The organism is Pseudonocardia sp. DxW (assembly GCF_058448985.1).
Window position 1 is genome coordinate 369589 of sequence record NZ_JBZFLK010000002.1, and the last position, 11978, is coordinate 381566.

Consider the following 11978-nt stretch of genomic DNA (forward strand, 5'->3'; position numbering starts at 1 on the left):
CTCAGCCGATCGCCCCCCGCTCGCCGCGCTGGGCGGCGCGCCGGACCCGGCGCGCGCTGGTCAGGGTGCGGCGGACCTGGCGGACCGGACCGATCTGGGTCGCCCGGTGCAGCCGGTAGTGCAGGCGGCCCATGTCGCCGCGCCGGTCCAGCAGCGCCCAGGAGAACTCGACCGGGTCCTCGCCGCGCTCCAGCCGCTCCCCGGCCCGCTCGAACCACTGCATGTTGCGGCGGGCCATGTCCTGGATCGGGCCGAGCCGGGCGCGGCGCCGGGCGTCGTAGGCGGACAGCGCGGCGATCCGGCCCTGCGCGGTGGCCCGGCTCTCGGGCGTCGCGTACAGGGCGTCGGCCAGCGCCACCCCGTCCTGGACGGCGAGCACGGTGCCGGACCCGATCCCGAAGTGCGTGGTGTGCGCGGCGTCCCCGGCGAGCACCAGGTCGTCGTCGCGCCAGGTGCGGTTGCGGGCCTCGCGGAACCGCAGCCAGGGCAGCTCGCCCGACCCGTCGCCGCCGGCGGGGGCCAGCAGCCGGTGCCCGCCGAGCGCGTCGGCGAAGATCGACTCCAGCATTCGGAGCCCGTCGGCCGCCGGCACGGAGTCCAGGCCGAGCCCGGTCCAGGTGTCCGGCGCGCACTCCACGATGCAGGTGCTGGCGCCGTCGGCGGACGGGTAGGCGTAGAACCAGATCCAGCCGGCGTCGGTGCGCTCGAAGGCGAAGGTGAACACGTCGACGCAGCGATCGGTGCCGAGCCAGACGTAGCGGTTCTCCCCCGGCTCGACGGTGGTGCCGAAGTGCCCGGCGCGGGCCGTGCGCAACCGGCTGCCGACCCCGTCGGTGGCCACGACGACGTCGGCGTCGATCTCGTCCCGGCCGGTGACGTTGCTGCCGAACCGCAGATCGACGCCCAGCTGCTCGGCGCGCTCGGTCAGCACCTCCAGCATGGTGACCCGGGCCATCGAGTAGCCGTACTTCCCGCCGAGGTGCACCGGCTTGAGATCGCCGATGCGCACCATCTGGTCGCTCCACAGCCGCGACGCCCGGCGCAGCGCGGGGGCGCCGGCGGGGTCGGTGCGGAAGAAGTCGTCGAGCAGGTCCTCGCCGAACGTCACACCGAAACCGTGCGTCCAGCCGCGCCGGTTGCGCTCGTGAACGACCACCTCGTCTCGGCCCCCGGACCGTAGACGGGCGAGAATCGCCAGGTAGAGGCCGGTGGGCCCGCCTCCGACGCACGCTATACGCAACCGAAGCCCCCTCGGTTCAGGTGTTCACCCCAATGGAGTGGCACCGTAGCGCAACGTTTGCGAACCCCGATCGGGTGTGCGGCCGCCGGTGCCACCCGGACCATCGTCGACGGCGGGTCATCGTTAGCGTGGGCGGCGTGTTCGCTGCGAGCGCCGCCGGGTGCGGCACCGCCCCGCTGACCACGCGCCGTGCGGGCGCCCGGTGAGCGTCGGCGGCATGCTCGCCGGACGGGTCCGTTCGGTGCGCCGGGAGATGGGCAACCCGCTCTACCGCAACGCCTACGCCCTCATGCTGAACACGGTCGTCAACTCCGGGTTCGGCCTGCTCTACTGGATCTTCGCGGCGCGCACCTACAGCCCCGAGGAGGTGGGGCGCGGCTCGGCGCTGGTCAACCTGATGATGCTCATCTCGGTGCTGACCACGCTGAACTTCGGGCAGGCGCTGATCCGGTTCCTGCCGACCGCGGGGAACGACTCGGCCCGGCTGGTGCGGCTGGCCTACGCGGTGTCGGCCGGTCTGGGCACCGTCGCCGCCGCCGGGGTGATGATCTACCTGAACCTGGTCCACTCCCCCGGTGACCCGCTGTGGGTCTCGCCGGGATTCGCGATCTGGTTCGTGGTCTCGACGGCCGCCTGGTCGATCTTCAACCTGCAGGACCAGGTGTTCACCGGCCTGCGCTCGGCGATGTGGGTGGCGCTGGAGAACGGCGTCTACGGCGTCGTCAAGCTGGTGCTGCTGGTCGCGGTGTCGTTCACCTCGGTCTCCGACGGCGTGTTCACGTCCTGGTCCGCCCCGGTGCTGGCGCTGCTGGTGCCGTTCACCCTGCTGATCGCGCGCCGGCTGGTCCCCCGGCACGCGGCCGCCTCCGCCGCCGAACCGGGTGCCGGCGCGCCCGCCCCGGCGACCCTGCGCCGCTACATGGCGGGCGACTACGTCGGCCAGGTGTTCAACCAGGCGACGTCGTCGTTCCTGCCGGTCCTGATCATCCAGCTACTGGGCCCGCAGCAGAGCGCCTACCTGCTGCCCGCGCAGACCGTGTTCATCGCGATGAACATGCTGTCGGTGGCGATCACCTCGTCGCTGGTCGTCGAGGGATCGCGGGACCCGGCGCGGGCGCACCTGCTGGCCCGCTCGATCCTGCGCCGGATCGCGGTCATCGTGCTCCCGGCGGCGCTGCTGGTGGCGCTGGCCGCCCCGCTGCTGCTCCTGCTCTACGGCCGCGAGTACGCCGAGAACGCCTCGCTGCTCCTGCAGCTGCTGATGATCTCGATGCTCCCGCGGGTCGTCGTCACGCTCTGGATGACCCGCTCCCGGCTGGCGAACCGGACCGGCCCGCTGGCCGTGCAGCAGCTCGTGCACGCCGTCGTCGTGCTGGGCGGGACGATGCTGCTCTCGCCCTCGCTGGGACTCGACGCGGTCGGCTGGTCCTGGCTGGCCGCCGAGCTGCTGCTCGCGGTGTTCCTGGCGCCGATCGTCGTGCGCTGGCTGCGCGGCACCCGTCCGGTGCCCGCCCGCGGGCCGGCCCCCACCGATCCGGGCGCCGGCGAGGTCACCGAGGTGATCGGCCGGATCGACGACGGCGGCGACGGCAACGACGACGGCGGCGGCCCGGCCGGGCCCGCCGACGACGGCCCGACCCGGCGGATCCCGCGCGTGCGGGAGTGACCCCGGGAGTGCCCCCTGAGTGACCCTCAGCCCCGGTCGATGAACCGCTCGGGGATCGGGGTTCCGTTGCGCCACAAGTTGCCCAGCGCCCGGTCGAACGCCCGCGGGCGGAGCCGGACCAGCCCGCCGCCCGGGTTGTGCGTGATCTCGCCGAAGTAGACGTGCCCGTCGACGTCGTAGAGGTCGATCCGGGCGAACGTGAAGTCCTTGCCCAGCGCACGGGCGATCTCGAGCATCCGCTCGTAGCCCGCCGGCTTCTCCGGCAGCGACCGGGCCTGGGAGAACCGCCCGGAGATCCGGAACGGCACCCAGTCCGGGTGCATCATCGTGGAGGTGTGCGCGACGAACCGGTCCTGGTCGACGACGACCATGGCGGGCTCGCCGTGGAAGACGAAGAACTTGTAGTCGTTCGGCGCCCCCTGCCCGTCGCCGATCATCTCCTCGACCACCGCCCGCGGGGTCAGGCCCTGGTAGGGGCGCTCCCGCCAGCCGTGCCGGAAGAAGTCGGTGCGCAGCCAGCGCGCGACCGTCGCCCGGATCCGGGCGTGGTCGGCGGCGGCCGGGTGCGGGACCAGGATGGTCATGTCGCAGCCGTGCGTCCCCTTCACCACGTAGGGCCGCTGCGGGCCCTCCAGGTCGAGGTCCTCGGCCCGCTCCACCACCTGGATCAGCGGGATCAGGTGCTCGGCCCCGATCCGGTCCGCGACGTGCGCGCGCACCCGGTACTTGTCCGCGGTGACGTGCACGAGTTCGGTCTGTTCGCCGAGATTTTTCTTCGCCAGCAACTGTGCGTAGGTCTTCGGCTTCCGGAACGTCGTGATCTCGCCCTGGAACAAAGTGTGGTGCATGATCGCGAATGCGCGGTGCGGCAGGAATCGGAGCCGCCGGGACAGCATCACCCGAGCGTCGAACGACATTCTCGGGAGGATAGAGGAGCCCCTCTCGCCACCCGTCCCCGGGCACGTCGTGCCAGCAGGTGGTTACGCCGGGGCACCGGCGGACGACTACCCCTTCGAATCCGGAGCCCTTCCGGTTCGACGACAATGATCACACTGTCGGAGCAACGCCCTTGTGGTGCAAGGTCGGCGATAACCCCTCCGGACGAATGTCGGTGGGTGCGTGATGCGCCGCGCACACCCGGAAGGAGCCTTGATAACGTGCCGTTCGTGCAGAACAACAGCGTTCTGGTGACAGTGATCACCCCGGCCTACAACGTCGGTCCGTGGATCGCGGAGGCCATCGACTCGGTCCTCGCACAGACCGAGTCCCGCTTCGAGTACCTGATCGTCGACGACGGCTCGACCGACGACACCGCCGACGTGGTCCGTGCCCGGGCCGCGGCCGACCCGCGGATCCGGCTCATCCAGGTGGAGAACGGCGGCTCCGGCGCCGCGCGCAACCGGGCGCTCGCCGAGAGCGCCGCGCCGTTCGTCGCGTTCCTCGACGGGGACGACCGCTGGCACCCGCAGTTCCTGCGGCACATGCTGGAGACCCTGCACACGGCCCCGCCCGGGGTGGGCATGGCCTACTGCCACAGCCGGGTGATGCTGGAGAGCGGTCAGGTGGTCGCGCTGCGCTGGCAGCCGGCCGGCCGGATCGACGTGGACCGCCAGCTCGTCGAGAACAACCCGCCGCACAACGGCAGCTCGCTGATGGTCCGGCGGGCCTGCTTCGACCAGGTCGGCGGGTTCGACTCGTCGCTGCCCTCGGCCGTCGACTTCGAGATGTGGCTGCGGATCGCGACCGGCTCGAACTACCCGCTGATGTGGGGCACCCGCCGGTACCTGCTCGACATGCGGCTGATGCGCACCGGGTCGATCAGCTCGAACCGGCAGCGCCGCTTCGAGTGCCTGGACAAGGTGATCTCCGACTACGCGCCCGGCATGCAGCGGATGCACCCGGGGATGGCCTACATCCGGCCCGCCGTGTTCGCCTACCGGGACGGGCTGGACGACTTCGGCGACCGCTGGTCGCTGCTCGCCCGCGAGGCGGGCACCGCGGCGCTGGCCCGCGACCCGTGGGGCCGCTCGCTGCTGGCCTGGAACGGCGCCGGCCGGGAGCGCCGCGCCCGGCTGCGCACCCTGCGCGACGGCGCCCGCAAGGGCGCCTACCGCGGCATGTCCGGTGCGCTGCGGACCGCCGGGAAGCTGAACGCCCTGCGGGGCTGACACCCGTCCGGCGGCGCCGGCCGGACCGTCGGGGCCGTCATGCATGCTCGCCGGGTGGTGGAGCGGACGACGGCGGCACGGCCGCGCCGGATCGAGCGGCGGGCCCGGGCCGGGGTGGCCCTGGTCTTCGCGACCAACGGCCTGGTCTACGCGAACCTGCTCCCCCGCTTCCCGCAGCTCAAGGACGATCTCGGGCTGACCAACGCCCAGCTCGGCCTGGCCGTGGCGGCGATGCCGTTCGGCGCGCTGCTCGCCGGGCTGACCGCCGGCGCGCTGATCGCGCGGTTCCGGTCGTCGCGGGTGGCGTCGTTCGGGATGGCGGTGATCGCGGCCGGCGTGGTGCTGGTCGGGTTCGCCCCGGGCTGGGGCCTGTTCGCGGCCGCGATGTTCCTGGTCGGCGCCGCGGACGCGGTGGTCGACGTCGCGCAGAACGCGCACGGCCTGCGGGTGCAGCGCCGCTACGGCCGTTCCATCCTCAACTCGTTCCACGCGCTGTGGTCGGTCGGCGCGGTGGCCGGCGGGCTGATGGGATCGGCCGCGGCCGGGATCGCGATGGCGCTCCCGCTGCACCTGGGCCTGTCCTCGGCGCTGTCGGTGCTGATCGCGGTCGCGGTGTACCCGCTGCTGCTGCGCGGGCCGGAGGACGCCGAACGCCGCGATCCCGGCGGCACCGGCGGGCAGGCGCCCGCCGGGCGGCGCCCGTGGGCCGGGCTCGGGCTCCGGACGGTCCTGCTGCTGCTGGTGTTCGGGCTGGTCGCGAACTCGGGAACGGTCGTCGAGGACGCGGGTGCCACCTGGGCCGCGGTGTACCTGGACGGGCTGGGGGCGGGCGCCGCGATCGCCGGGCTCGGGTTCGTCGCGCTGCAGGGCTGCCAGTTCGTCGGCAGGCTGCTCGGCGACCGGATGGTGGACCGGTTCGGCCAGCGGGCGGTGACCCGGGCCGGGGGCGCCCTGGTGCTCGCCGGGATGGGGGCGGCGCTCGCGTTCCCGACGGTGCCCGGCAGCGTCGCCGGGTTCGGGATCGCCGGCTTCGGGGTGGCCACCCTGGTCCCGGCCGCGATGACCGCCGCCGACCGGATCCCCGGTCTCGCGCCGGGCGCCGGGTTGACCGTGGTGACCTGGCTGATGCGGGTCGGCTTCCTGCTCTCCCCGCCGGTGATCGGGGTGATCGCGGACGCCGCCGGGCTGCGGACCGGGCTGCTCGTCGTCCCGCTGGCCGGGCTGGTCGTGCTGTTCCTCGCCGCGGCGCTCCCGGGCCGCCGGGCGCCCGCCGGCTGATCCCGGGCCGGCCGCCGAGCCGGACATCCGGCACGTTCCGTCGGTCAACGCTGCGTCTCGACACGAACCGATCGGTCGTTTAGCGTCGGCGGCCATGTCGTCATCCGTCCCGTCGGCGTCGCCGGGGGGAACCGTGGCACCCACGCTCCGGTCGTCCCGCAAGGTCGCCACCGCCAGTCTCATCGGCACCACCATCGAGTGGTACGACTTCTTCATCTTCGGCACCGCCGCGGCCCTGGTGTTCGGCCAGGTGTTCTTCCCGTCGGTGGATCCGCTGGCCGGCACGCTGGCCTCGTTCGGCGCGTTCGCCGTCGGGTTCATCGCCCGCCCGGTCGGCAGCGCGGTCTTCGCGCACTTCGGCGACCGGATCGGCCGCAAGCCGATGCTCGTCTACTCGCTGCTGCTGATGGGGGCCGCGACCGTCGGGATGGGGCTGCTCCCCGGCTACGACACGATCGGCATCTGGGCCCCGGTGCTGCTGGTGACGCTGCGGTTCCTGCAGGGCTTCGGGGTCGGCGGCGAGTGGGGCGGGGCCGCGCTGATGGCCGTCGAGCACGCACCGGCGCACCGGCGCGGGTTCTACGGCAGCTGGCCGCAGGTCGGCGTTCCGCTCGGCCTGGTCATGGGCACGGCGACGTTCGCGGTGCTGTCCGCGGTGCTCACCGACGAGCAGTTCCTGGCCTGGGGCTGGCGGGTGCCGTTCCTGGCCAGCATCGCGCTGATCGGCGTCGGCATGTGGATCCGGCTCGGCGTGCACGAGTCGCCGGTGTTCCAGCAGACGATGGACGAGAAGACGGCGAACCGGATGCCGGTGCTCGAGGCGCTGCGCACCTACCCGAAGGAGATCGCGCTGGCCGCCGGGTCCTTCCTGGCGACCAACTCGACGTTCTACGTGGGCTCGGTCTGGCTGGTCACCTACGCCACCCAGGAGCTCGCCTACGACCGGACGACGATCCTGACCGCGAACGCCTTCCTGTCGCTGTCCGACATCCCGATGATCCTCGCCTTCGGCCTGCTCTCCGACCGGCTCGGGCGACGGCCGATGTTCCTGGCCGGGATGGGGGTGCTCGCGCTGTTCGCGGTGCCCTACTTCTGGCTCGTCTCGACCGGCAGCGTGTGGCTGTTCGTGCTGGGCGGGCTGGTCGTGCAGGCCTGCCGGTCGGCGGTCTACGGGCCGCAGTCGGCGTTCTTCGCCGAGCAGTTCTCCACCCGGATGCGCTACTCCGGGGCGTCGCTGGCCTACCAGATCGCCTCGATCCTGGGCGGCGTCGCGCCACTGCTGTGCACCGCGCTGGTCGCCTGGACCGGGTCGCTGTACGCGGTCGCCGGCTACGTCGCGTTCATCGCGCTGGTCTCGATGGGCTGCTCGTACCTGATGACCGAGACGCTGCGCTCCGGCCTGCGCGACGACACCCGGGTGGCCGCCGCCCGCGGGTGACCGGCGCCGCTCACCCGCCGCCGGTGGGCCCGCCCAGGTGGGTCGGCCGGTGACCGGCCGGGGTGGCCGTCCGGCGGCGGGTGAGCACGACGTCGACGATCCCGAGCACCAGCGCCAGCGCGACCAGCCCGACCGTCACGACCAGACCGCGGGAGACCGCGGACGCCCAGTCGCCGGTCGCGGCGAGCCGGGTGAAGAAGACCGCGCCCACCGCCGACAGCCCGACCGCCGTCCCGATCCGCTGCCCGGTCTGCAGCACGCCGGCCGCGGTGCCGCCCGCGGCGGGCGGGATCTCGGACAGCGCGATCGTCTGGTTCGGGGCGACGACCAGCCCGCCGCCCGCGCCGGCGACCAGCAGGGTCGCCGCGACCGCCCAGCCGGTCAGCGGGCTCCCCGCGGTCAGGGCCAGTGCCACGTCGGTCGCCACCAGCCCGGTCAGCACGACGGCGAGCCCGGCCACGACCACCAGCTGCCCGTACCGGGCCACCAGCCGCCCGCTCCACGCGGAGGTCAGCGCCGAGCTGAGCGCGAACGGCGTCATCGCCAGCCCGGTCTGCAGCGGGGTGTAGCCCAGCCCGTTCTGCAGGTACAGGGTGAGCACGAAGAAGATCGAGGTGAACCCGGCGAAGTAGGTCGCGCCGAGCGTCGCGCCGACCGCGTAGCTGCGGATCCGCAGCAGCCCGAGATCGACCAGCGGATGGCCGTGCGTGCGCCCGGCCCGCCGCTCCCAGCCGACGAACGCCACCAGCGCCGCGACCGCGACGGGCAGCAGCCACCAGGGCGACGACGCCGGGTCCCGCTCGGCGAGCACCAGCGGCAGCATCAGGCACACCACCCCGGTGCCGAGCAGCGCGACACCGGGCACGTCCAGCGGGCGGCGCGGCCCGCGCGCCGGGGCGTCCCGGGGCAGCACCCGGGCCGCGAACACCAGCGCGCCCAGCCCGATCGGGATGTTCACGAAGAACACCCAGCGCCAGCCGTCGGCGTCCCCGGCGAGCGCCAGCAGCAGTCCGCCGAGCAGCGGGCCGACCGCCGTCGAGATCCCGACGACGGCGCCGAACATGCCGAACGCCGTCCCCCGCTCCGGGCCGCGGAACAGGTCCTGGATGAGGCCGACGACCTGCGGGGAGAGCAGCCCGGCCGCGGCGCCCTGCAGCAGCCGGACCGCGACCAGCACCTCCGGTGTCGGGGCGAGCCCGGCGACCGCGCTGGTGAGGGTGAACAGCGCGAGCCCGGCCAGGAACATCCGGCGCCGGCCGCGGTCGTCGCCGAGCCGCCCGGCCGCGACCAGCACCAGCCCGAAGGTGAGGGCGTAACCGGACACCACCCACGACACCTGGGCGGCGGACGCGTCCAGGTCGGCCTGCATCGACGGCAGCGCCACGTTGACGATGCTGACGTCGAGCAGGCTCATGAAGCCGGCGACCAGGCAGACGGACAGCGCCCACCAGCGGCGGGGATCGGGATCGTGCACCCCACCATTCGCGGGTGCCGGGGTGCGCGGCGCAACCCGGACCCCGGGTTCTCCGGACAGGGTCACACCGTGTGCACTGGGAGCATGACGACGTCGTTGCGCATCGCGCTGATCCCCGGCGACGGGATCGGCAAGGAGGTCCTCCCGCCCGCCACCACCGTGCTGGACGCCGTCGGCCGCCGGCACGGCCTGAGCTTCGGCTACGACGAGTTCGACTGGTCCTGCGAGCGCTACGCGCACACCGGCGCGATGATGCCCGACGACGGCCTGGACCGGATCCGGCAGCACGACGCGATCCTGCTCGGCGCCGTCGGCTGGCCGGGGGTGCCCGATCACGTGTCGCTGTGGGGGCTGCTCATCCCGATCCGCCGCGCGTTCGCCCAGTACGTGAACCTGCGCCCGATCACGGTGTTCGACGGCGTGCGCTCGCCGCTGTCCGCGGCCCGGCCCGGCGACACCGAGGGCGGCGTCGACCTGGTGATCGTCCGGGAGAACTCGGAGGGCGAGTACTCCGAGATGGGCGGCCGGTTCGGGCGCGGCACGGACGGCGAGTTCGCGGTGCAGGAGGCGGTGTTCACCCGGCGCGGCGTCGGCCGGATCGCGGACTTCGCGTTCGACCTGGCGTCGCGGCGGCGGAACCGGCTGGTGTCGGCGACGAAGTCGAACGGCATCGTGCACACCATGCCGTTCTGGGACGAGGTGGTGAACGAGCGGGCCGCCGGGTTCGCGGGCGTGCAGTGGCGGTCCGAGCACATCGACGCGCTCGCCGCGAAGCTGGTGCTGGACCCGGCGTCGTTCGACGTGGTGCTGGCGTCCAACCTGTTCGGCGACGTGCTGTCCGACCTGGCCGCGGCCGTCGCCGGGTCGATCGGGATCGCGCCGTCGGGGAACCTCGACCCGACCCGCAGCCACCCGTCGATGTTCGAGCCGGTGCACGGCTCCGCCCCGGACATCGCCGGCCGCGGCATCGCGAACCCGCTCGGCGCGATCTGGTCGGCCGGGCTGCTGCTCGAGCACCTCGGGTACCCCGACGCGGGCGCCGAGGTGCTCGCCGCGATCCGCTCCGCGCTGCTGGAGGTGCGCACCGGCGACCTGGGCGGGACGGCCGGGACCGACGAGATGACCGCCGCCGTGCTGAAGCGGATCGACGCGTGAGGGGCGCGGATGCGCTCGTCGGGTCGCTGGCCGGGGCCGGCGTCGAGGTCTGCTTCATGAACCCGGGCACCTCGGAGATGCACTTCGTGCAGGCGCTCGACGCGGTGCCGGAGATGCGCGGCGTGCTCGCCCTGTTCGAGGGCGTCGCCACCGGCGCCGCCGACGGGTACGCCCGGATCGCCGGGAAGCCGGCCGCGGTGCTGCTGCACCTGGGGCCGGGACTGGGCAACGGGCTGGCGAACCTGCACAACGCGCGCCGGGCGGGCACCCCGCTGCTGTGCGTGGTGGGCGCGCACGCCACCGACCACGTCCGGCACGACGCGCCGCTGGAGTCCGACATCACCGCGGTCGCGCGGACCGTGTCGGGCTGGGTGCACACCTCGGGCGACGCCCGGGACGTCGCCGCCGACGCGATGCGGGCGCTGGCCGCCACCTCGGAGCGCGGCGGGCAGATCGCGACGCTGGTGCTGCCCGCGGACGTGTCCTGGTCCGAGGGCGCGGCGCCCGCTCCCGCGCTGCCGGCGGCGGCGCCGTACCCGCCCGATCCCGGGCGGGTCGCCGCCGCGGCGGCCGCGGTCGCCGAGCCGGGCGCCGTGCTGCTGCTCGGCGGGCCCGCGCTGGGCGAGCGGGCGATGGACGCGGCCGGCCGGATCGCCGCCGCGACCGGCACCCGGTTGCTGGTCGAGACGTTCCCGCGCTGCTGGGACACCGGCGCCGGACGGCCGCGGGTGGACAAGCTCGGCTACTTCGCCGAGCAGGCGCTCGCCCAGCTCGACGGCGCGTCGTCGCTGGTGCTCGCCGGTGCCCGCTCGCCGGTGTCGTTCTTCGGGTATCCGGGCGTGCCCGGCGACCTGGTCCCGGACGGCTGCCCGGTGCTCGGCCTCGCCGACACCGCGACCGACGCCTGCGCCGCGCTGGAGGAGCTCGCCGCGGCGGTCGCCCCGGACGCCGTCGCCGAGCCGGCCCCGCGGTCCGCGCCGCAACCGCCGCCGGGACCGCTGGACGTCCGCTCGATGAGCGCGGCGATCGCGGCGGAGCTGCCGGACGGCGCGATCGTCGTCGACGAGTCACTCACCGCCGGTGCGGCGCTCGCCCCGGCGCTGCAGACCGCGGCCCCGCACACCCAGCTGGCGCTGACCGGCGGGGCGATCGGCCAGGGGCCGCCGACCGCGGTCGGTGCCGCGGTCGCCGCGCCGGGCCGGCCGGTGGTGGCGGTGCAGGCCGACGGCAGCGCGCTGTACACCTTCCAGGCACTGTGGACCCAGGCCCGCGAGCAACTCGACGTCACCACGGTGCTGATCAACAACTCGGCGTACGCGATCCTGCGGGTCGAGCTGGCCCGCACCGGGGCGGGCGAGGCCGCCCGGTCGGGGCGGGCCGGCCGGATGCTGGACCTGTCCGACCCGACGCCGGACTTCGTGTCCCTGGCGACCGGCCTCGGAGTCCCGGCCCGGCGGGTGGAGACGACCGAGGCGCTGCTCGACGCCCTGCGGTGGGCCCGGGACGAGCCCGGGCCGCACCTGATCGAGGCGATCGTGCCCGCGGTGGGCTGAGGTCTC

Annotated in this window: 9 protein-coding genes; 6 read left to right on the plus strand and 3 right to left on the minus strand. The window is 74.1% G+C overall.

Annotated features, from left to right (window positions below; genetic code table 11):
• Nucleotide 1: 1 nt before the first annotated feature.
• On the minus strand, nt 2–1108 hold the full coding sequence (locus ACVJO7_RS04505; RefSeq protein WP_491671834.1) for an FAD-dependent monooxygenase: 1107 nt from the start codon (nt 1106–1108) through the stop codon (nt 2–4).
• Between the two features lie 349 nt (nt 1109–1457).
• Between ACVJO7_RS04505 and ACVJO7_RS04510 the strand changes: the two genes are divergently transcribed.
• Nucleotides 1458–2906 (plus strand): lipopolysaccharide biosynthesis protein, encoded by a 1449-nt coding sequence (locus tag ACVJO7_RS04510; protein ID WP_491671835.1) that lies wholly within the window; start codon nt 1458–1460, stop codon nt 2904–2906.
• Between the two features lie 26 nt (nt 2907–2932).
• On the opposite strand, the gene ACVJO7_RS04515 is transcribed toward ACVJO7_RS04510, so the two are convergent.
• The gene (locus tag ACVJO7_RS04515) at nt 2933–3823 is read right to left on the minus strand and encodes an ATP-grasp fold amidoligase family protein (protein WP_491671836.1); all 891 of its coding nucleotides are present in this window, start codon (nt 3821–3823) and stop codon (nt 2933–2935) included.
• A 240-nt stretch (nt 3824–4063) separates the two neighbouring features.
• Here ACVJO7_RS04515 and ACVJO7_RS04520 point away from each other — a divergent pair, with 240 nt between their 5' ends.
• The 3 genes from ACVJO7_RS04520 (at nt 4064) to ACVJO7_RS04530 (ending at nt 7790) form a co-directional block, all read left to right on the plus strand.
• A complete protein-coding gene (locus tag ACVJO7_RS04520) occupies nt 4064–5074 on the plus strand; it encodes a glycosyltransferase family 2 protein (protein ID WP_344026351.1) in 1011 nt (336 codons plus the stop codon).
• 54 nt (nt 5075–5128) lie between these two features.
• The gene (locus ACVJO7_RS04525) at nt 5129–6352 is read left to right on the plus strand and encodes an MFS transporter (protein WP_491671837.1); all 1224 of its coding nucleotides are present in this window, start codon (nt 5129–5131) and stop codon (nt 6350–6352) included.
• A 133-nt stretch (nt 6353–6485) separates the two neighbouring features.
• A complete protein-coding gene (locus tag ACVJO7_RS04530) occupies nt 6486–7790 on the plus strand; it encodes an MFS transporter (RefSeq protein ID WP_491671838.1) in 1305 nt (434 codons plus the stop codon).
• Between the two features lie 10 nt (nt 7791–7800).
• Here ACVJO7_RS04530 and ACVJO7_RS04535 read toward each other — a convergent pair whose 3' ends face one another.
• A complete protein-coding gene (locus ACVJO7_RS04535; RefSeq protein ID WP_491671839.1) occupies nt 7801–9264 on the minus strand; it encodes an MFS transporter in 1464 nt (487 codons plus the stop codon).
• Between the two features lie 84 nt (nt 9265–9348).
• Between ACVJO7_RS04535 and ACVJO7_RS04540 the strand changes: the two genes are divergently transcribed.
• Together ACVJO7_RS04540 and ACVJO7_RS04545 are read left to right on the plus strand one after the other, a co-directional pair.
• A complete protein-coding gene (locus ACVJO7_RS04540; protein ID WP_491671840.1) occupies nt 9349–10419 on the plus strand; it encodes a tartrate dehydrogenase in 1071 nt (356 codons plus the stop codon).
• Entirely contained in the window at nt 10416–11972 is a 1557-nt protein-coding gene (locus ACVJO7_RS04545; RefSeq protein ID WP_491671841.1) for an acetolactate synthase large subunit, read from the plus strand. Before ACVJO7_RS04540 ends, ACVJO7_RS04545 begins: the two co-directional genes overlap by 4 nt.
• Nucleotides 11973–11978: the final 6 nt, after the last annotated feature.